General features: G+C 63.5%; 20 protein-coding genes. 8 read left to right on the forward strand and 12 right to left on the reverse strand.

What is annotated here, in order from left to right; genetic code table 11:
- Positions 1-3: 3 nt before the first annotated feature.
- Positions 4-1,791 (forward strand): succinate dehydrogenase flavoprotein subunit, encoded by a 1,788-nt coding sequence (gene sdhA, locus DQ353_RS04340; protein WP_113761537.1) that lies wholly within the window; start codon positions 4-6, stop codon positions 1,789-1,791.
- The gene (locus tag DQ353_RS04345; RefSeq protein ID WP_113761538.1) at positions 1,791-2,576 is read left to right on the forward strand and encodes a succinate dehydrogenase iron-sulfur subunit; all 786 of its coding nucleotides are present in this window, start codon (positions 1,791-1,793) and stop codon (positions 2,574-2,576) included. The genes sdhA and DQ353_RS04345 overlap by 1 nt, the downstream gene beginning before the upstream one ends.
- Positions 2,577-2,819: 243 nt before the next feature.
- Here DQ353_RS04345 and DQ353_RS04350 read toward each other — a convergent pair whose 3' ends face one another.
- From DQ353_RS04350 to DQ353_RS04370, 5 genes are all read right to left on the reverse strand, one after another.
- Positions 2,820-3,974 carry a YihY/virulence factor BrkB family protein gene (locus DQ353_RS04350; RefSeq protein WP_181578237.1) on the reverse strand — a complete coding sequence of 385 codons (1,155 nt, stop codon included), beginning with the start codon at positions 3,972-3,974 and terminating at the stop codon, positions 2,820-2,822.
- Positions 3,955-4,512 (reverse strand): 2'-5' RNA ligase family protein, encoded by a 558-nt coding sequence (locus DQ353_RS04355; protein WP_113761540.1) that lies wholly within the window; start codon positions 4,510-4,512, stop codon positions 3,955-3,957. Before DQ353_RS04355 ends, DQ353_RS04350 begins: the two co-directional genes overlap by 20 nt.
- A gap of 2 nt (positions 4,513-4,514) precedes the next feature.
- On the reverse strand, positions 4,515-5,549 hold the full coding sequence (gene trpS / locus DQ353_RS04360) for a tryptophan--tRNA ligase (protein ID WP_113761541.1): 1,035 nt from the start codon (positions 5,547-5,549) through the stop codon (positions 4,515-4,517).
- Positions 5,550-5,565: 16 nt separating this feature from the next.
- Positions 5,566-6,411, reverse strand: a complete 846-nt coding sequence (locus DQ353_RS04365; protein WP_181578238.1) for an exodeoxyribonuclease III — start codon at positions 6,409-6,411, stop codon at positions 5,566-5,568.
- An 85-nt stretch (positions 6,412-6,496) separates the two neighbouring features.
- The gene (locus DQ353_RS04370; RefSeq protein ID WP_113761543.1) at positions 6,497-7,021 is read right to left on the reverse strand and encodes a hypothetical protein; all 525 of its coding nucleotides are present in this window, start codon (positions 7,019-7,021) and stop codon (positions 6,497-6,499) included.
- A gap of 285 nt (positions 7,022-7,306) precedes the next feature.
- On the opposite strand from DQ353_RS04370, the gene DQ353_RS04375 reads away from it, so the two are divergent.
- Positions 7,307-11,833, forward strand: a complete 4,527-nt coding sequence (locus tag DQ353_RS04375; RefSeq protein WP_181578239.1) for a DUF4082 domain-containing protein — start codon at positions 7,307-7,309, stop codon at positions 11,831-11,833.
- 54 nt (positions 11,834-11,887) lie between these two features.
- On the opposite strand, the gene DQ353_RS04380 is transcribed toward DQ353_RS04375, so the two are convergent.
- The gene (locus DQ353_RS04380; RefSeq protein WP_113761545.1) at positions 11,888-12,904 is read right to left on the reverse strand and encodes a TolB-like translocation protein; all 1,017 of its coding nucleotides are present in this window, start codon (positions 12,902-12,904) and stop codon (positions 11,888-11,890) included.
- Positions 12,905-12,909: 5 nt separating this feature from the next.
- Positions 12,910-13,161, reverse strand: coding sequence for a hypothetical protein (locus tag DQ353_RS04385; protein WP_146755195.1), 252 nt, complete (start codon positions 13,159-13,161; stop codon positions 12,910-12,912).
- On the opposite strand from DQ353_RS04385, the gene DQ353_RS04390 reads away from it, so the two are divergent.
- On the forward strand, positions 13,154-13,735 hold the full coding sequence (locus DQ353_RS04390) for a hypothetical protein (protein ID WP_146755196.1): 582 nt from the start codon (positions 13,154-13,156) through the stop codon (positions 13,733-13,735). The two genes, DQ353_RS04385 and DQ353_RS04390, sit on opposite strands and share 8 nt — an antisense overlap.
- A gap of 63 nt (positions 13,736-13,798) precedes the next feature.
- Here the strand turns inward: DQ353_RS04390 and DQ353_RS04395 are convergent, their stop codons facing one another.
- Positions 13,799-15,028, reverse strand: a complete 1,230-nt coding sequence (locus DQ353_RS04395; protein WP_181578240.1) for an NYN domain-containing protein — start codon at positions 15,026-15,028, stop codon at positions 13,799-13,801.
- A 253-nt stretch (positions 15,029-15,281) separates the two neighbouring features.
- On the opposite strand from DQ353_RS04395, the gene DQ353_RS04400 reads away from it, so the two are divergent.
- Positions 15,282-15,515 (forward strand): LuxR C-terminal-related transcriptional regulator, encoded by a 234-nt coding sequence (locus DQ353_RS04400; RefSeq protein ID WP_113761549.1) that lies wholly within the window; start codon positions 15,282-15,284, stop codon positions 15,513-15,515.
- A gap of 8 nt (positions 15,516-15,523) precedes the next feature.
- Here DQ353_RS04400 and DQ353_RS04405 read toward each other — a convergent pair whose 3' ends face one another.
- The gene (locus DQ353_RS04405; protein WP_113761550.1) at positions 15,524-15,880 is read right to left on the reverse strand and encodes a VOC family protein; all 357 of its coding nucleotides are present in this window, start codon (positions 15,878-15,880) and stop codon (positions 15,524-15,526) included.
- A gap of 539 nt (positions 15,881-16,419) precedes the next feature.
- On the opposite strand from DQ353_RS04405, the gene DQ353_RS04410 reads away from it, so the two are divergent.
- Positions 16,420-16,626, forward strand: coding sequence for a Flp family type IVb pilin (locus DQ353_RS04410; RefSeq protein ID WP_181578241.1), 207 nt, complete (start codon positions 16,420-16,422; stop codon positions 16,624-16,626).
- A gap of 250 nt (positions 16,627-16,876) precedes the next feature.
- Here the strand turns inward: DQ353_RS04410 and DQ353_RS04415 are convergent, their stop codons facing one another.
- The gene (locus DQ353_RS04415; RefSeq protein WP_113761551.1) at positions 16,877-17,503 is read right to left on the reverse strand and encodes a transposase; all 627 of its coding nucleotides are present in this window, start codon (positions 17,501-17,503) and stop codon (positions 16,877-16,879) included.
- A gap of 289 nt (positions 17,504-17,792) precedes the next feature.
- Between DQ353_RS04415 and DQ353_RS21545 the strand changes: the two genes are divergently transcribed.
- On the forward strand, positions 17,793-17,954 hold the full coding sequence (locus DQ353_RS21545; protein ID WP_181578242.1) for a hypothetical protein: 162 nt from the start codon (positions 17,793-17,795) through the stop codon (positions 17,952-17,954).
- 274 nt (positions 17,955-18,228) lie between these two features.
- On the opposite strand, the gene DQ353_RS21550 is transcribed toward DQ353_RS21545, so the two are convergent.
- Positions 18,229-18,381, reverse strand: a complete 153-nt coding sequence (locus DQ353_RS21550; protein WP_220093963.1) for a hypothetical protein — start codon at positions 18,379-18,381, stop codon at positions 18,229-18,231.
- A 307-nt stretch (positions 18,382-18,688) separates the two neighbouring features.
- Here DQ353_RS21550 and DQ353_RS04420 point away from each other — a divergent pair, with 307 nt between their 5' ends.
- Entirely contained in the window at positions 18,689-19,738 is a 1,050-nt protein-coding gene (locus tag DQ353_RS04420; RefSeq protein WP_113761552.1) for a transposase, read from the forward strand.
- A 211-nt stretch (positions 19,739-19,949) separates the two neighbouring features.
- Here DQ353_RS04420 and DQ353_RS04425 read toward each other — a convergent pair whose 3' ends face one another.
- Complete coding sequence (locus DQ353_RS04425) at positions 19,950-20,459, reverse strand: transposase (protein WP_113761553.1); 510 nt, start codon at positions 20,457-20,459, stop codon at positions 19,950-19,952.
- Positions 20,460-20,550 lie beyond the last annotated feature (91 nt).

A 20,550-nucleotide genomic window follows, 5' to 3' on the forward strand; every position in this document is an offset into this window, starting at 1 on the left:
GGTATGCAGGTACACAAGTACGACGTCGTGATCGTCGGAGCTGGCGGCGCAGGCATGCGCGCGGCCATCGAATCCGGCCAGCGCGCACGTACGGCCGTTCTCACCAAGCTTTACCCGACCCGTTCGCACACCGGTGCGGCGCAGGGTGGCATGTGTGCAGCACTGGCCAACGTAGAAGAAGACAACTGGGAATGGCACACCTTCGACACCATCAAGGGCGGCGACTACCTGGTTGACCAGGACGCAGCGGAGATCATGGCCAAGGAAGCCATCGACGCCGTGCTCGACCTGGAAAAGATGGGCCTGCCCTTCAACCGCACCCCCGAGGGCAAGATCGACCAGCGTCGCTTCGGCGGCCACACCCGCGACCACGGCAAGGCCGCCGTGCGCCGTGCCTGCTACGCAGCGGACCGCACCGGCCACATGATCCTGCAGACGCTGTACCAAAACTGCGTCAAGCACAATGTCGAGTTCTACAACGAGTACTACGTCCTTGACCTGTTGATGGTTGAAGAGGACGCCTTCCGCGAGGACGGCACCGCCTACAAGCAGAAGCGCGTTGCGGGCGTGGTCTCCTACGACTTGGCCACCGGCGAACTGCACGTCTTCCAGGCCAAGTCCGTGATCTTCGCATCCGGCGGCGCCGGCAAGGTCTTCAAGACCACCTCCAATGCCCACACCCTCACCGGTGACGGCATGGGCATTGCCTTCCGCAACGGCATCCCGCTGGAGGACATGGAGTTCTTCCAGTTCCACCCGACCGGCCTGGCCGGCCTGGGCATCCTGCTCACCGAGGGTGCACGTGGCGAAGGCGCCATCCTGCGCAACTCGGACGGCGAACGCTTCATGGAGCGCTACGCACCGACCATCAAGGACCTCGCCCCGCGTGACATCGTTGCCCGCGCCATGGCCAACGAGGTTCGCGAAGGCCGCGGTTGCGGTCCAAACAAGGACTACGTCCTGCTGGACCTGACCCACCTGGAGCCGGCGCACATCGAGGCCAAGCTCCCGGACATCACCGAATTCGCCCGCACCTACCTGGGTGTCGAGCCGTTCACCGATCCGGTCCCGGTCTACCCGACGGCGCACTACGCCATGGGCGGCATCCCGACCAACGTCCAGACCGAGGTCCTGCAGGACAACGACACGATCATCCCGGGCCTGTTCGCCGCCGGCGAGGTCGCCTGTGTCTCCGTCCACGGCTCCAACCGCCTGGGCACCAACTCGCTGCTGGACATCAACGTGTTCGGCAAGCGCGCCGGCATCTCGGCAGCCAAGTACGCACTGGGCGCCGAATTCGTGGACCTTCCGGAAGACCCGGAGAAGTTCACCACCACGCAGATCGAATCCATGCTCTCCTCCACCGGAACCGAGCGTGTGGCCCCGATCCGCAAGCAGCTGCAGGACACCATGGACGCCAACGTCCAGGTGTTCCGCGACGAGAAGTCCCTCACCGAGGCCCTGAAGGTCATCGAGGAACTGCGCGAGCGCTACAAGAGCGTTTCGGTCCAGGACAAGGGCAAGCGCTTCAACCTTGATCTGCTCGAAGCCATTGAGCTCGGCTTCCTGCTGGACATGGCAGAGGTCATGACGACCGCCGCCATGCACCGCAAGGAATCCCGCGGCGGCCACTACCGCGAGGACTACCCGGATCGCGACGACGAGAACTTCATGAAGCACTCGATGTCCTACAAGGACGATTCGGCATCCACCGAGGGCATTTCCGGCATCCGCATGGAAACCAAGCCCGTTGTCTTTACCCGTTACCAGCCGATGGAGCGTAAGTACTAATGAGCACGGAAGAACTTCCGGAACCAGCATCGAAGATCGAGCTGAAGCCCGGTGTTGGCGGCGGCGGAGAAATCCCGCAGTTCAACATCACCTTGCGTGTTCGCCGGTACCTGCCGGAGACCACCGCAGACGCCTACTGGGAAGACTTTGAGCTGACCATGTACGGCACCGACCGCGTGCTGGACGCCCTGCACAAGGTCAAGTGGGACCTCGACGGATCGCTCTCGTTCCGCCGTTCCTGCGCCCACGGCATTTGCGGCTCCGATGCCATGCGCATCAACGGCCGCAACCGCCTGGCCTGCAAGACCCTGCTCAAGGACCTGGACCACTCCAAGCCGATCACCGTTGAAGCCATCAAGGGCCTGCCCCTTGAAAAGGACCTCATCGTCGACATGGAACCGTTCTTCCAGTCCTACCGCGAGATCATGCCGTTCCTGATCAACAAGGGCCACGAGCCTTCGGCGGAGCGTTACCAGTCCGCCGAGGAGCACGCCAAGTTCGAGGACACCACCAAGTGCATCCTTTGCGCCGCGTGCACCTCGTCCTGCCCGGTGTTCTGGACCGATGGCCAGTACTTCGGCCCGGCGGCAATCGTCAACGCACACCGCTTCATCTTCGACTCGCGCGACGATGCAGGGGACATGCGCCTCGAGGTCCTGAACGACAAGGAAGGCGTGTGGCGCTGCCGCACCACCTTCAACTGCACCGAAGCATGCCCGCGTGGCATCCAGGTGACCAAGGCCATCGCCGAGGTCAAGCAGGCCATCCTGGCCCGCTCCATCTAGTTTCACGCCTGAGCCAATTGCGGTCCGGCTTCCCCTCGGGGAAGCCGGACCGCAGTGCGTTAAGGGCATTTCGGGGACTTGGCGGCTTCCGCTGGCCCGCTTGCCCCGATGGCGTGGGAAGGTGCCAAGGATCGAAACAGCACAAAGTGGGCATGATGCGACTTTCCGGGCAAGCCACCCGGGAGATCCGCCGGGGCGCAGGGAACGCGAACGCCTTCACCCCAAGCGTTTGACGCCCGCGCGTCAGCCGGTTCTGGCCAGACGCCGCTGGATGTCGGCGGAGCGCACCGCAACGATGGACGCCGCCAACAGGTAGACATTGCTGAGCAGGTTGAACCAGACAAACAGCCCCAGGATCACCGCGAAGGGTGCCAGCAGCGCGTTGTTGGTCAACGAGGCCAGCAGCATGGCCGAGAGAAAACGCAGGATCGTCGCTCCGGCCCCCGCCAACAGCACGCCGGCCCGCAACCCCCCGTCAATGATCTTGGCCCGCGAGGCCACGCGCAGCAGCACCCAGGCGGTGGCACAGTCCAGGGCGAACATGGCCACGACAAAACCGATCCGGGTCAACACACTGGTCCACCATCCATTGAGGTTCAGCACCCCCGCCACGGTCTCGATCATGGAGGAAGAGGCAATGGCCAAGGCGCTGGAGGCGACCAGGGCAATGGCCAGCACCATCAGCAGCAGGGCGTCGCGCAGCTTGGAGAGCACCGGGTTGGATCGGTCCCGCTTCAGGCCCAGGATCGTGCGGATGCCCTCGCGCAGCCCGGCCAGCCACCCCAGCGAGGTGAAGACCAGGGCCACCAGGGAGATGGCCAGGGTCAGCCCGTAGCTATGGAAGCCCAGGAGCTGGTCGGGCGTGGCCAGTCCCCCGCGCCCGGTGTCGATGAGCCCCGGGGTGGTGGCGGCGACCATGTCGACCACCCCGTCGCGCAGCACCGGGTTGTCGGAGGCAAACAGGCTCAGCAGGGTGAAGCCGGCCACGAGCATCGCGGCAATGGAAAAGAACATCCGGTAGGCGCCACCGGCGGCCAGCAGCGGGCCGCGGCGACGCACATACAGGTTCCACACCCGCATGGGGTAGAGCGTGTAGAACATGGCGGTCAGCAGGATGCAGAAGGCCTTGAACCGCAGCCAGGGCGTGCCGGTGGCACGCGCGGCGTAGAGTTCCTGGGCCTTTAGCCGGATGAAGGACCGCAGTGCCCGCGGATCCAGCGGCGAGGGCGGGGCGGTGACCGGTGCGCCGACAAAGCGGCGGGCCACCACTCCGGGCGCGCGGGTTCCGCGTTCCTCGGCCACGGGATCGTAGCCGGTGGGCCCGGGGTCGGCAGGCTCGACATCGTCGGTGGCGTCCCAGGCCGGGACGCGGCCAACCTCAGTGCGACGGCCCGCCAAGTCCCAGCTCCTCGCACCGCGACCAGGCCCCGGTGTCGTCAAGGCCAAATAGGCCAATGTTGTGAACCATGAATTCCATGGTCTCGCCCTTGAGTTCTTCCTGGGCCAGGTCCATGGCTGCGTCATCGACCTCGTGGGCAATGGTCAGGTGCGGGTGGTAGCCGTAGCTCAGTTCGTGGAGCAGCGGCCCGGCGACCAGCGCCTCATGCAGTTGCCCGCAGGCCTCGGCTCCCTCGAGAACGTTCAGGAACACCACCGGGGAGATGGGCCGGAAGGTGCCGGTGCCGTGCAAGCTCACCTTGAAGGCGGGGCATTGCGCGGCCACCTTGCGCACGTGTTCCACGGCGGTCTTCCAGTTGTTGGTGGAGCCGGAGACCAGGGTGATGTGCGGGGCCACGGCCGCGGCCGCCTCCCCGCCGTAACGTCGGCGCCAGTCGCGCAGCGAGGCCTCAAGCGGGGAAGGGATCTCAATGACAACCCCCAGTGCCGTCGCATGCGCGACGACACCTCCGGTCCTCTCCCCCGCCTCGGCCGCCATTGCTAGCGAATCCCGCCCACGGGGGCCATGAAGCCAACGCGCTCGTAGACATCTGCCAGGGTCTTCGAGGCGACCTCGCGGGCCTTGCAGGCACCCTTGGCAAGGATCGAATCGAGTTCCGCAGGATCCTCGAGCAGCTCGAGGGTCCGGGTGCGCACCGGGGCCAGGGCCTCGACCACGGCGTCGGCCACTGCAACCTTCAGGTGGCCGTACATCTTGCCTTCGAACTCGTTGACCAGGGCCGCCACCGGGGTCCCGGACACGGCCGAGAGGATCTCCAAAAGGTTCGTCACTCCCGGCTTGTTGGCGCGGTCGTGCGCGATGACGGTGTCGGCGTCGGTCACCGCGGACTTGATCCGCTTGGCCACCAGCTTGGGCTCGTCAAGGACGTTGATCAGGCCGTTGGGGCTGGAGGCCGACTTGGACATCTTGGCGGTCGGGTTCTGCAGGTCGTAGATGCGGGCCCCTTCCTTCTTGATGAAGGCCTCCGGAACCACAAAGGTCTCGCCGAAGCGGTGGTTGAAGCGGGTGGCCAGGTCGCGGGCCAGCTCCACGTGCTGGCGCTGGTCGTCGCCCACCGGGACGCCCTGCGGCTGGTAGAGCAGGATGTCGGCGGCCATCAGGACCGGGTAGGTGAACAGGCCGACCGAGGAAACATCCGCGCCGCCCTTGGAGCTCTTGTCCTTGAACTGGGTCATCCGGCTGGCCTCGCCGAAGCCGGTGATGCAGTTCAACACCCAGGCCAGCTGCGCGTGCTCGGGGACCTGGGACTGGACGAAGAGCGTTGACTTCTGGAGGTCGATGCCGCCGGCGATGTACTGGGCGGCGGTGACGCGGGTGCGGTTGCGCAGCTCGGCCGGGTCCTGCGGCACCGTGATGGCGTGCATGTCCGGGATGAAGAAGAACGCCTCGTAGTCGTCCTGGGCCTTGACCCAGTTGACCAGGGCGCCAAGGTAGTTTCCCAGGTGCAGGGAGTCGGCCGAGGGCTGCATGCCCGACAGGACGCGGGGGCGGGTGGTGGCGAGTGTTTCGCTCATGGAGTGTGCGGGTCCTTTAGAACTGGTAGTCGACGACCAGCGGTGCGTGGTCGGAGAAACGCAAATCGTAGGCGGAGGCGCGGTCCACGTGGGACTTGAGGGCCTTGGCCGTGAGATCCGGGGTGGCCATGTGGTAGTCGATGCGCCACCCGGCGTCGTTGTCGAATGCCTGCCCGCGGAAGGACCACCAGGTGTAGGGGCCCTGTGCGTCTGGGCCGGCCAGTTCCCGGGCCACGTCCTTGTAGCCGATCTCGGCGCCAAAGAAGCCGTCGAAGTAGGCGATCTCCTCGTCCATGACACCGGCGCGTTTGTTGTGGTTCGGCTTCCAGTTCTTGATGTCCTTCTCCGTGTGCACGACGTTCAAATCGCCCACCACCAGAACATGGTCTTTCTCGCTCTTCAGCTCGACCAGGCGCACATTCATGCGCTCGAGGAAACGGTATTTGTCTTCCTGCTTCTGGGTGCCCAGCTCGCCGGAATGCACGTAGGCGGAAACCACGCACAGCGTGCTGCCGTCCTGCATGGTGAGGTCCGCTTCCACCCAGCGCCCGGACTCGGCGAAGTATTCCTCGCCGATATGCCCTCGCACAGCGGTCGGCTCGGCGCGCGAAAGCACCGCGACCCCGGCGCGACCCTTGTCCTTGGCCTCGGCGTGCAGAATGTGCCAGCCCTCGCCGACCAGCTCGCGCACGATCGCATCCGGCGCGCGCACCTCCTGCAGGCAGAGGATGTCAGTGTCGCGGGCGTCGATCCAGTCGGCCATGTTGCGCTTGTAGGCGGCACGGATGCCGTTGACGTTCACCGAGGCGACGCGCAGCGCGTTCTCGGACTTGGCCAAGATCTCTTCTGAGGTAGGTATCACGCCATCCACCTTATCGATATTTGTTCAAGGGTTGTCGCCGGCACCGCCGGGGGGGTGTCGCCCTGCCGCGGGCGCCACCGAAAAACTAGTCGATGACCTCGCCGGTCATCGGCTCGCCGCGTCCGGAGGGCTTCATCATGTCGCGGGCATTGGAGGCCGTGATCTCGATGGTCTCCAGGGCGCGGTCGACCATGCCCTTGGCGTCTTCTCCGCCCTGGACGCGGTACTCGTTTACGACGCCGACCTGCACCTGGATGATCTTGAAGGAGTGGTCCAGCTTCAAATCGCGGTTCTTGGTGGCCTCGTCAAGGACCACCGGTCCGGCGGCGGGGGCGGGCTGGTGGCGTGCCGCGGCGGCCGCGGTGGCCGCCTTGAGCTGGCTGGTCACCTTGGCCGCGCCGCGCTTGAGCCCGAAGACCAGGAATGCCGAGAGCAGCAGCCAACCCAACGAGATCACCACGACGATCCAGCCAATGACATCGTTCTGGTTGGCCGCAAAGACGACTGCCACCAGGAAGATCGTGACCATGACGGCCAACGAGAGGGTCGAGGCATTGATGGTGATTTTTTTGCCCTGTGCCGGGGCCGAGCTGCTACCAAGGGGTTCCATGCTCTTATTCTCTCAAACACGCGGGTGCAGGATCGAATCCGAGTATGAATTACGCTTGTTAGCTTAATCGGCGAACTTCTACACTCAAGCTAGATACGTGAGACTGGGGACGTGTTGCGGGAAACCCGCATGCGCATAATTCTTGGGGTAAAGAAGATGGCATCGTCATTTGGATTATTGGGGCCCATCCGTCGCATCATTGCGCGTCCAACCCGCGCCAAGGGCAGCCCACCGCCCCAAGCCCGAAAATCCCGACGATACCTCGCCCTGGCCAGTGCACTGGCCATGGTCGCAGTCACTCTCACGGCTCCCAGCACGGTGGCGGCAGATCCCTGCGCGCCCGGGGCCAACAAGATTGTTTGCGAGAATTCGAAGCCGGGAACCGATCCGGCGGTGTGGGACATCCAGGGTGCGGGAGATGCCAGCATCCAGGGCTTTGCCACCGACATCAGCGTCAATGTCGGATCCAGGGTTGACTTCAAGATCAACACCAACGCCGGCGCCTACACCATCGATATCTACCGCACCGGCTGGTACCAGGGCCTGGGTGCGCGCAAGGTCGCCGCGGTGACCCCGAGCGCCTCTTTGCCGCAGAACCAGCCGGCCTGCCGCAACGACGTGGCCACCGAGTTGGTGGACTGCGGCAACTGGGCGGTTTCGGCCGGCTGGAACGTCCCGGTGGATGCGGTCTCCGGGGTCTATGTGGCCAAGCTGCACCGGGCGGATCGTGACGATTCGAGCCACATCACCTTCATTGTCCGAGACGACTCGAGCCATTCGGACATCCTGTTCCAGACCTCGGATCCGACCTGGCATGCCTACAACACCTATGGCGGCTCCGACTTCTACCAGGGCGCAGCCAACGGGCGCGCCTACAAGCTCAGCTACAACCGGCCCTTCAACACCCGCGGCGGGATCGAGGCCCGCGACTTCTACTTCGGAAACGAATACCCGCTGGTGCGCTTCCTGGAACGCAACGGGTACGACGTGAGCTACTTCAGCGGGGTCGACACCGACCGCCGCGGCAACCTGCTGACCAACCACAAGGTCGCGCTCTCGGTGGGGCACGACGAATACTGGTCCGTGAACCAGTGGAACAATTTCGAGAAGGCACGCGACGCGGGCGTGAACCTGCAATTCCTCTCGGGCAACGAGGCCTATTGGCGCACCCGTTACGAGGCCTCGGCCACCGACGGAACTGCCTACCGCACCATGGTCAGCTACAAGGAGACCTGGTCCAACGCGAAGATCGACCCGAACACCCAATGGACCGGCACCACCCGCGACCCGCGCTTTGCCCCGGTGAGCGCCGGTGCCGCGATGCCGGAGAACGCGCTGACCGGGTCGCTGTACTTCGTGAACAACGGGGACCTTCCGGTCACCGTCAATGCCCAGGAAGGCAAGGCGCGGCTGTGGCGAAACACCTCATTGACGACGTTGGCCTCGGGCACCAAGCGTGCCCTGGCACCGCACACCATCGGCTATGAGTCCAATGAGGCGCCGGACAACGGCTACCGGCCCGCGGGGCAGGTGTTCCTGTCAACCACCACCGGCCCCGTGCCGGAGTACCTGCAGGACTTCGGCAATACCGTGGCCCCGGGCACCACCACGCACCACCTGAGCCTCTACAAGGCCGCCAGCGGCGCCTTGGTGTTCTCGGCCGGGTCAATCCAGTGGACCTGGGGGCTGGACGCGGAACACGACGGAGACGGCGCGCCCGCGGACCCGATCATGCAGCAGGCACAAATCAACCTGCTGGCCGACATGGGGGCGCAGCCCTCCACGCTGATGGCCGGCATGGTGGCCGCAGCCAAGTCGACCGACACCACCGCACCAAGCATCAGCGTCACCACTCCCCCGCCGGCGAGCGCAAAGAACGGCAAGAAGTACACCGTCTCCGGCACCGCGGTCGATTCCGGGGGCGGCGTGGTCGCCGGGGTGGAATACTCCACCGACGCCGGGGCACATTGGCACCCAGCCCAGGGAACCACCAGCTGGTCATTTGACTACATCCAGCATGGCATCGACGGCGAGGCCCTGTGGGTGCGCGGCATCGATGACAGCGCCAACTACCCGGCAACCGCAACCGTCATTCCGCTGACCGTCGGCGGCCCCTACAGCGTCTTCGGGGAAACGGCGCCGGCCACGGCCGACTCCGGGGATACGTCCGCGGTGGAACTCGGGTTGCGTTTCACCCCGACCACCGACGGCTATGTTGCCGGTGTCCGCTTCTACAAGAGCACCGCCAACACCGGAACGCACACCGGCTCGGTGTGGTCCCTGGGCGGGCAGCGCCTGGCCACCGTGACCTTCACCGGCGAGACGGCCAGCGGTTGGCAGGAGGCCAGGTTCTCCTCTCCCATCGCCGTCACGGCGGGAACCGAATACGTCGTTTCCTACTCGACGAACACCGGGCACTATGCGGCCAAGAGCTACCTCTATGCGTATTCCGGGGTCGGCGTTGACCCGTTGCACGTGGCCGGCGGCTTTGGAGCCAATCCCGCCGGGGTCTACGACACCAACGGATCCATGCCCACCAGCAGCTTCGAACAAGGCAACTACTACGTGGATGCCATCTTCGAATCGGAGGATTCCTCCCCGCTGCGCGCCTACAACCAGAGCCCGCTGGACACCGCCAGGAGCGTGCCGGCCGGCACGCCGATTGCCGTGACATTCTCGCGCGCCGTGCAACCAGGCACCGTGGACATTTCGCTGAAGACCGCCGCGGGCGCTTCCGTGGCCGGGACCACCGGCTACGACTCGACGGCACGCCGGGCAACATTCACCCCGGCCAACGCCCTGGCCCTGGGAAGCGGCTATACGGCCACGGTGTCCGCACAGGACGCCCAGGGCAATGCCGTCAGCAGCGGAACCAGCTGGAGCTTCACCACCGTGATGGCAGACACCGCTGCCGGCGATTGCCCGTGCGGGCTCTACCAGGACTCCGCGGTTCCCACGACCGGCCTGGTTGACGACCGCACCCCGCTGACCCTGGGCATGCGTTTCACGCCCACCGAGGGCGGCAAGATCGCCGGCGTCCAGTTCTACAAGGACGCGGGGAATCTCGGAGCCCACACGGGCAAGTTGTTCTCCTCCGGCGGCACCCTGCTGGCCAGCGTGAATTTCACCAACAACAGTGCTTCCGGATGGCAATATGCCGCGTTCTCCACGCCGGTGTCCGTGATTGCCAATGCAGAGTACATGGTTGCCTACACGACCGACGGAACGTATTCGGTGACACCCAACGGGCTGCTTGACGCCAAGAGCTTCGGTCCGCTGCGCACCAGCGCCAATGCCGGCGCCTTTACGTACTCGTCGGGTTTCCCCAACAACAGCACCAGCACCGACTACCTGCTGGATGTGGCATTCGTTCCGGACGGAGCCCAAGCCATCACGGTCATCTCGCGGTCCCCACAACCGGGGGCACTCGAGGTTCCGGTCACGGCAAAGGTCGTCACCGTCCTGAGCCAGGCCGTTGCGCCGGGCTACCAATACACACTGAGCAATCCTTCGGGATCCGTGGCCGGCACCGTTTCCAGCTCAAGTGACGGAAAGACCCTGACGTTCACCCCGTCCCAGGATCTGTCCAACGGCCAGGCCTACACCGCCTCGTTGAAGAACGTTGCCAGTACCGGAGGTGCGCTGCTGGCGGACCAAAGCTGGTCCTTCTACACGGCCAGCTCCGACGGATCGGTGTCCACGTTCCTGGGTACGCAGGTGCCCGCCACGCTGGACCCGCAGGATCCGGGATCCGTGGAGCTCGGCCTGCGCCTGCAGACGTCCCAGGACATCGATGTCTCAGCCATTCGTTTCTACAAGGGAACCCTGAACACCGGCGTCCACACCGGTTCGGTGTGGAGCGACACCGGAACCCGGCTGGCGACCGCCACATTCACCAACGAGACCTCCACCGGCTGGCAAACCGTGGTGCTCAGCAATCCGGTGCGCATCACGGCAAACCAGACCTTCATTATTTCCTACCTTGCACCCAACGGAGGCTACGCCTTTACCTCCGGTGACTTTGCGCAGCCACGCACCGTGGGCCCGCTGAGCACCGTGGGGAGCAACGGCCTCTTCGCCTACGGACCAGGGGGTACCGTCCCGAGCAACACCTGGGGCAACACCAACTACTTCGTGGACCTTGTCTACAGCACGGTGAGCACACCAGCGCCTTCGCCCACACCCACACCGACGCCAAGTCCAAGCCCAACGCCCACTGTCTCGCCAAGCCCGACGCCCACACCGAGCCCAAGCCCGTCGCCGTCGCCGTCGCCAACGCCGACGCCAACCCCGTCGCCGTCACCGAGCCCGACGCCAACGCCGAGCCCGTCACCGACCGCGACCACCGTGAACCTGTTTGGTTCGTTGCTTCCAGTGGTGTCGGACTCGTTGGACACCCGGTCGGTCGAGGTCGGGCTGCGGTTCAGCACCACGGTCCCGATCACTGCCCACGGGGTGAGGTTCTTCAAGGAGCTCACCAACACCGGCACCCACACCGGGAGCATCTGGAACAACAGCGGGCAGCGGCTCGGCACGGTGACCTTCACGGGTGAAAGCACCCGCGGATGGCAAAGCGCCACCTTTGCCACGCCGCTGGCCCTGCCGGCGGGGACCTACACGGTCTCCTACCTGGCACCCCGGGGGCATGTCTCCACCACGGCAATGTTCTTCTCCAAGAAGTTCACCGACGGAACCGTCACGGCCAACACCAGCAACGGCAGGTACCGCTACGGTTCGGGAGGCGTCATGCCAACGTCCACCACGACGCTGCGCAACAACTACTTCGTGGACCTGATCTACTCGCGGCCGTAGGGGCTTTGGCCCTGCGGCGGCATCGACACCAGTGGTCGCCCTTCTTCCAGTTCCTCAGCGCTGGATGGAGGGCGACCACGCATGTTCAATGAACATCTTCGGGGTGGCTCCGGGAACCAGGTCCAGGGAGAAGATGTCGGCATCCCCGGGCGTCTCTTCCCGCGGCTGGCCAAAGAGCAGGGTGTCGGCATCCAGCCATTCAAGCTGGTCGTCAAAACCCGATTCGAGCGGGTAGAGCGTCTCGGTCTTCTTGGCGATGTCCAGCACCGCGATGTCCCAATGCGCCGGATCGGAATCCGCCCGGCGCTTCTTGTAGGCAATGAGCTTGCCATCCGGGGAGATCGAGGGGCATTCGGCGTTCTCCCCGATCGCGGTCATTCTCTTGTCCCGCAGCGAGCCCTGCACCAGCCAGGTCTGCTTGCCCGAGGCCGCCGTCGCATAGAAGGTCTGGGCGTCCTTGGCAAAGGTCACGCCCCAGACGTTCCGGTCCTCGGCGGTCAGCTTCGTCCCGCCAACAAGGATGTCGAAGTCCTGCAGGTTTCCGTAGTTGGTGCCTCCGGGCACGGCAATGACCGTCTCGGTGGAGAACCCGACGAAGTCATAGGATTCGCCGGTGATGAAGGCGGTGACCCCGACCATGCCGGTGGGCGAGACCCGGGTGCGGCTGGGCTCCCCGGGCAGGGCCCTCTCGGCCAGCAGGTGCCCGCCGATGCTGTAGACGGTCGAATCGTAGCTGGTGTTCATGCCGCGCTGGGCACTGAGGCATGAGAGCATCCCTCCGGTGCGGTACACCCTGTCGCAGGACAGCCCCGTGTCGGTGCGCGCCCCGTTGGGGCTGTCCAGGGGCGCCCAGGCGACCTTGCCGTAGTCAACGGTGGCACGGGTGTCGCGGAAGACCACTGCGTTCTCCAGCGGGATCTGGGCGATGCCCTCCGGGTTCTGTTGCGCCGCGACAGCGGGTTCCTGGGTTCGTTCCTGGAACCCCATGAACGAGTTCACCGCGAAGCCCGCGGCCACCAGGACGGCCACCAAGACCACGGCAGCGAGGAGGTACTGTCGTTTGGACTTCACGTCGACTACTTCCCGACCACGTAGGAACCGAATGCGGCGACCGTGGTGGCACCCGTGGGCGCGGTGCGGACGGTCGCAACCAAGCTGTCGTCCCCGAAGCCCAGCGTGATGCTCTTGGCTCCGTCTGCCGTGGTCCCCCGGGTGGCGACCCAGCCACGCTTGGCCGCCTGGGCCTCGTAGTACTTCAGGACAGCCTCGACGCCCAGCGAGGTGCGGTAGTTGACCGCCACCTGGACGTTGCGCTTCTGCGTGCTCACGGACGAATCAACGATGTGCGCGCCCTCAGGGATCGGCATTGCTTTGGTGGGGAATCCCGAGGTGAGATTCCCCTTGGCCGTCCCCTCCTTGGGAACCGTACCGGAAAGCACCGGGGCCTTTTTCACGGATTTCGGCAACGTGGTCGCGCTGGGCTTGGCACTGGCCGGAACCTCGAGCTTAGGTGATTCGATCGCCGAGCCGGGAGCCGCGGTACTCGGCGCCTTAGAAGACGCGGGTGCCTTGGTCGACGATGCCGGCGGCCGGGACGAGGGGTCCTTTTCGGTGGCCGAGGTCGACGCCGAGGCACTTTCACTGCCGGGAACTGTCACGTTCGGACTTGCCGAACCGGTGGGTCCTGCTGCGCTGTTGGACGCGCTGGGACTCGGTTGTATACCGGCTTGCGTTGCCGCAGGTGTTCGCGCAGCGACGTTGAAGGCGATCGAAGCCCCCACGAGCACGACGATGACGGCGAGCGCCCAAGCCAGCCACTTTTTGTTCTGCATCATTCCCCACCAATGCGATTGGCCGCATTCGGTTTGCCACGGCCCCAAGCCCAATATTCCCTGTGGTTAGCGTACAACCCGGCGCAGGCGTACGCCATGGATGTTGCGCATTGGCGAAGCCCCAGCTACTTCACTAATGCGAAGAATGCACGACTGTCGTGCTTCGCACTTCGGAGCGGACGACGCGATACTCTGTGGCGTCCAATGCCTGCTCCAGTACCTGATGGAGATATGGGAATCCCGCATTTGGAGACGTGAAGCCCGTGATAGCGATTCTCAGCTGCGTCCCGACGTCGCTGAGTTTCATACCCTCTGTACCGTTTGCCCGGATTCTGTGGCCTACGGTGCCGGTCGTGAACTCTTTGCGGACCGCTTCCAGAAAGAATCTTGGAGTGGGAACCCGCACTGGTTCGGACGTAGTCGGCGCTGGATTCTTTGCTGGGTTGGGAAACACCGCTGATGGGCCTGGCGCCTTGACTGCATCCGTCTTGAGAACCCCGAGCGCACAGTGGTTTTTCAAGAAATCGCTCAGGGTCTTGGACCCGCAAGCCTTGTAACTAAGCTGCGGATACTCGCTGCGCAGCTTGCTGCCCAATGCCGCAGCATTGACCCTATGTGAAACCACGAGTTCAGGGGTCTTTTTGATGATTGCCAGAATGGCGCGGCGCAATTCTGATACGGCGTCGATCTTCGTCTGCTCCACTGTGGAAGCCGAATGAACGTTCTTGGCATTTGGTTTTGACGCACACTGCTTCTGCATTGCAGCTTCGGCGACTTTGGGTTGCTCTTTGGCTGGCGAAGCGTTTACTGATGAGTCATCATGCGCTGGCTGCCGTAGGTCCATCATGGACTCCTGCGACATCGGTATTTGGTGGTATTCATCGGCAACCGACTTCAGCAGCGAATTGACCCCACCGGATCTCGGGGCATTCGTTGACACCACAATCACGTACTTGTTCATGGCATGTAGTCGCCGGACAAGAGGCACAAACCCGCCATCCCCGGTAGCGATCACAAACACATCAATCCATGGCGATTCATAGGCCACCGAGAGGACATCGACGCACAATTCGATGTCAGCGGCATTCTTGATGTTCTTGTCGAATGAGAAAATCTGGATCGGCTCGACCCCATACTCGAGTATCTCCCGCTGAAAACCTGCCATCACTGGCCTTCCCCAATGCGCATAGGCTCGAACCATCGCTGAGCATGAGCCGATTCCAGATTTCCAAACGAGGTTTTCGATGCCCAGAACAAGCTCACCCAATTTCAGCCCGCTGGAACCAGTTGGAGTTCCTCCAACAAGGTTTTCCATGTCAAGAAAAACAGCGACATTGCGACGCGTTTGTCTGGCATCCGCCATGCCCAGCACCCAATTTCTTTTATGGCCACGCAATGAGTGTCTTACCCCAAGAACCCATGTTGGTGACTGATCGTTCAAATCATCTTGGCAGAGAACTACCAATAATTGGGCAGTCAGGACGAATTGAATCTGACGGTCCCTCAAGTTTGAAGGCCTACGGCCTGCGTGGGGAGATTGCAAGAAACTGCAGGTCTCCGGCGGCATTATCGAAGCGAGCGACGGTTCCCCCATACAACCGGCACAGGTTCTGGAAATGTACCTACGCGCTGTGCTTACCGAGCGAGAATTGCAGGTCCTGAAGAAGCTCGGTTCTGGTCTCACCAAGCACCCGACCGGACGGGTTCTGGGGATCGGCGAAACCACTGTCAAGAACTATGTTTCATGGGCAGGCGGGGTGGCGTCCAGGGTCCAAACAACCTTGATAGCGCACACGACATTTACCGACGATCGTGGTTGCTGCAGAGGTCTCACAACCGACTCCTGGTGAAATATAAATCACCAGCTGACAAGGCAGAACGGATGCTTCTGCGGATCCAGGTACACCCTGTAGGTCTTGGACCCTGAACCCGTCACGGTAGCACCCATGGACAAGACCTCGACCTCGGCAAGGTCGAGGTCCTTGACCCGGACATCGATGTGAGCTTGCTGCGGTTGCACATGCCCAGGCCAATCCGGCGCGACGTACGGGTCGACCCGCTGAAAGGCGATGGCCGGCCTATCGGGCGCATCCCCGATTCCTACCCAGCCGTCGTCATTCTCGACACGAACCATACCCAGCAGCTCCTCATAGAAGCTGGCCAACGTATCTGGGTTTTCACAGTCAATAACCAATGCTTGCCACGAGCCAACCATGACCGCACTACCTTCCACGTTTCAGGCGTTGGAGCGCTTGCCCCACCAGTATGCTCCAACAGATTTGGGTTGACCAGAGCAATGAACTGCAGCATCCATATCGACTTGATCAGCAACCAAGACTCCCGGACCCAAAGGCGCACCGCATGGTGAGGAATTCCTGATGCAACCAATTCACTCACCGACCTGTTCGGGAAGCGCTCCCCACCCATCCAACGAATCAGCTTCGAGCCTTCGAGGCCAACTTCGGACAAATCGACGCGGGCCAAAACCAATCGTTGATCGTATTTGTCGAGCATTACGGTGCTGCTGCAGGAATTCTAGAAAAGGCTTTACAAGTTCAAAAAACTCTCCTAGACTCCAAATCAGATGCCAGCGGTTGGGGAACCGCCTGGGGGATTACAAATGTAATTGGCATCTAATGGGGTCTAGTTTTTCTTGGGGACCACTTCATTCCTCCAAAAATTTCTCATCAAGAATGATTCGCTGGGGGGCGAAAGAATTTCGCACCTTCTTGACGTAGAAAATGGAGTTTCATCATGAACACCTTGTTCGCAAACATCTACATCGCCATGGAGACCGTCGCCGGCAAACTGCGCCGCGAGGAGAAGGGCGCAACCGCCGTCGAGTACGGACTGATGGTCGCGCTGATCGCGGTCGCCATCATCGTAACAGTCGCGGCCCTCGGCGGTGCACTGAGCGGCCTCTTCGCGGGTATCGACGCGCGTATCCCCGCAGTTCCGTAGGGCTACCGCTTAGGGGTGAGCGCACTGACTGCGTTCGCCCCTAAGCCTTGATCCACAGCCTTGATCCACCGATCCGCTTTCGGGTCCGGACCTGATTCCCGGATTCGGGGGCGGTTTCGTTTTGGGGCGCGGGAAGGGTGCCGGCCTCGCTGCCGGTGGTGTTCTATCGTTGGTTTCTGGTTGCGCCGGGGTGGCTGGGTGGACGGGTGGTTCAGGCCGCTTGCGTAAGTGCTTGGACGTTGGTGAAGTGCTATGTCCAGGCCTGGGCCGCGGGCCAGACCCGTGGCAGGTGCAAGGTGATATTCCGGGCGATGGAGGGGATCCGTGACGGGACGTAAATGAGTTTGGTACGCAGGGTTCGCTTCTTCGCGCGGGTGAAGCGGCCCGCGTCGAGGATTTCGGCGGACCAGGTGAAATTGTAGGCGATGGCAGCGGCGTGGAGCCATGCCGCGTTGGCGTAGAATTTTCCCGAAGGGCAAGTTAGACAGTGCTGAATCCTTCGGCTCGGCGTTGGCGGACTCGATGATCGCGAGTTGGCGGTGGGTCTTGTCCATGTCCATTGTGCCCAGCACGTTGCGGGCGATGGTGCTGAATACGCCGTGGAAGCTGTAGGGGCCAAAGAGGGTGCCCTGCCCGGCGGCCTTATTGGATTCAGCTCGGGACTGCGGCGCCCGATCGGCAGTCTGGGTGTCCAGGCGCTTTCCTTCTTGGAGGCAAAGGCCGCGTAGTCAACTTCCGCGACTTCGGCCCGGGAAATCCACCGTTCGGTGTCCTGATCGAAGATGGTTTGAGGATATTGGATGGTTTCCCACGCGTCGTCCGCAATCGAGGCAATGGCCTTCTTGACGGAGGAGTTCATGCGGACCGTCACGAACATGTCAGTGCCTTGGGCCAGCGCGGTGGCCACCACGGATTAGTAGTAGCAGGCGGAATCGGTGCGGACAAGAAACCGGCCCTCGGCGGCAAACGTTCGTCCTGTTCGCAAGGGCTCGGTGACGAAGCTGGCCGCTCGCAGGCCTAGGACGCCGAGCCCTTGCGCAGGCGCTGGGCCAAGATTCCCAGGGGCGTGCCCCGCGCAGGAGACGATTCCCAGCAGTGCGTTCAGGCCGCAGGCCCCGGAGTAACCGAAACCTGTGCCCTGCTGCTGGTAGCCGTGGACCTCGATAATGCTGAGTGTCGTCGACGTCGATGAACACGAAGCCCTTGCCTTCCACGGTTCCCAGCAAGGGGACCTTGAGCAGAGCCGTTGCATTCTGGAAATTGATTTAGACTACGGCCTGGACTTGCTGGATCGGCTTGTTCTGCGCGTGCAAGGCCCGGGTGGCTAGCCGGATCTCTGTCAAGCCTGTGGCACGCAGCGCGTTGAGCGCCGCGTTGGTCAGTCAGGGCGGCGAGGCTCCCCGGTGCGTGCCCGGTGCGCATCTGGTTGCGGTCCTCCTGAGATGTGTTGTCCCGGTGGATATTGTCTTCAATGGACCAGTGCCCCGCACAAGGTCCGCAACGTATCCCTGGCCGGCAAGGTGGGGCGGGAAGCCAGTCAGGATCAACACCGTTTCGACGCTGGTCGTACCCTGGTGGATTTGTTCCCGGATCAGCCGGGCGCTACTGGCGCAGCCTGGGCCAGTCCGGAGAGATTACGGCAACCAGCATGACGAGCTGAATCTTGCGGATCACCACCCACCCATAACCAGTGCTGTTGGTGGTGTCGGTGACCGGGACCTCGGCCCAGAGCAAGTCCCGGACCAGCGCGTGCATCGTCGGATGGTTTCCCTTTAGCCCAGCCATTTCTCTAATGGATAGTGGCAAGCCTGAGGCTGACTGTCAGACTTGACCCACAGGGACCGGGTGTGACTCGACTTATTTCAGACCTGTCTGGAGGCAGTATCTTACTCGCGACTTGTCCACCTGGACCATGGGGCCAGCCTGGCTCGCACGGTGGCCTGATACAAGGTTGTCCGTCCCGCGCAACCCTGCGGGATGTGACTCGTTAGAGAATTGCCACGGCGCGATCCCACCCTTGGCCGGCCGACCAGCATCCCGTCTTCGGAAGGAAGCCACTGCCATGAGTGCAGTCCGGGAAAAACACACGAACATCGTCGGTGTGGACACCCCCGCCCGCACCAACACCTACGCCATCCTGGCGGCCACCACCGGCGGCCTCGTGGACACCGCCACGTTCCCCACCAGCACTGCGGGCCTCAAGCGGGCCATCGCGTGGATCGCCCGGCGCAGCGAACCGGGCCGGACCCTGGTGTCCATCGAGGGCGCCAACTCCTACTGCTCCGGGCTGACCCGTGCCCTGCGCTCCACGGAACTGGAGCTCTGCGTGGTGCGGCCGCCGCGCCGGACCTCCCGCACGGGACGCTGCAAGTCCGACGACATTGATGCCCTGGCGGCAGCCCGCACGGTGCTCGGCGAACAGGTCGAGGCCCTGCTGGACCCCCGCGCCGAGGGCAACCGCGAGGCCCTGCGGATCCTGCTCAACACCCGGACCGCCATGGAACGCCAGGGCACCGCCGACCGGCTGATGCTCAACTCCATGCTGCGGACCATGGACCTGGGTGTCGATGCCCGCAACGCCCTCGCCGACGGGCAGGTCCTGACGGTCAGCCGCTGGCGAGCCTGCCGCGACGACGACCTGTCAACCAAGATCGCCCGCGCCAAGGCCAAGCGGCTGGCCACCGCCATCCTCCGGTTCCACGGCGAGCTGGAAGCGAACCACCAGCAGCGGCTGGAGGTCGTGGGCCTGGTGGCAGCCGGCCTGCTGGACCTGCCCGGTGTCGGGCCCGTGTCCGCGGCCCAGGTTCTCGTCTCCTATTCGCACCACGGTCGAGTCCATTCGGAGGCCGCCTTCGCCGCGCTGGCCGGGGTGAACCCAATCCCCGCCTCGTCGGGCAACAAGACCCGCCACCGGCTCAACCGCCACGGCGACCGACAGCTCAACAAGGCCATTCACACGATTGCCCGCACCCGAATGGCCCACAACCCCGCAACCATCGCATACGTCGAACGACGGACAGTCGAAGGCAAGACCCTTCGCGACATCCGCCGTTGCATCAAACGATTCATCGCCCGCCAACTCTTCAGGAAACTGCCGGCCCTCTTGAGTTGATCCATAGAAGGGTCGCGAGCACTTTTCATGATTCAACACGAAGGGCCTGTTGCGTCATGTCAATACCTCCGGGAAGGTTGATACGTTGCCTCAGAAAGGAACCTCCGCGCAGGCCGAAGGGCGCAGTGCCTCATGTCAAGATGCTCGCGAAAGACAGGGTCCGTGCCTCATCTAAAGTGCTCGCCAAAACATGGGCCATGCTCGCGATAATCTATGCGACCTTGGATGCCTGGCTCCGGGTCTTGGTCCGTGCGTAGCCGATGAGTTCTCCCTGGATCCGGGAGATCTGCCTGCTCAGGTCCGCCACGTCCACGGTGTCGTAGAGGCGGGCCAGGTGCTCGCGTTGGGGCGGCAGGAGGATTCCGGTGTCGGTCACCCGTTGCGCCGGGGTCCGCGGGGCGTCGTAGTCGCGCACGTAGCGCCCGGAACGGGTGCGGCGGTGCCCGATGGCCTTCCGTGTGGGCAGGAACAGGTTCTTGCGCAGGTTCACCAGCAGCCACAGCCTGTTCAGCAGCTCAAGCTCGTGGGCGGTGTCGTACCGGTAGCGGAACGCGCTGCGCCGGACGATGTCACCGTTCTTCTGCTCGACCCACGGATTGTCGTTCGAGTGCCTGGGGCGGGAGCGGGAGCGGACCAGGGCATGGTGCTCGGACCACCGGTAGACCCCTTCGTTGAGGAACTCGGAGCCGTTGTCGCTGTTAAGCCGAATTCGGCTTAACACGGATTATGCCGAGGAAAACGCTAAGCCGAGGGATGCCGGGATTGGCCCGGGTTTCCGGGGATTCCTGGCATCTTTCTCGTCTTAGTGTTTT

It is taken from the genome of Arthrobacter sp. AQ5-05, assembly GCF_003287975.1.
Classification (GTDB): domain Bacteria; phylum Actinomycetota; class Actinomycetes; order Actinomycetales; family Micrococcaceae; genus Paeniglutamicibacter.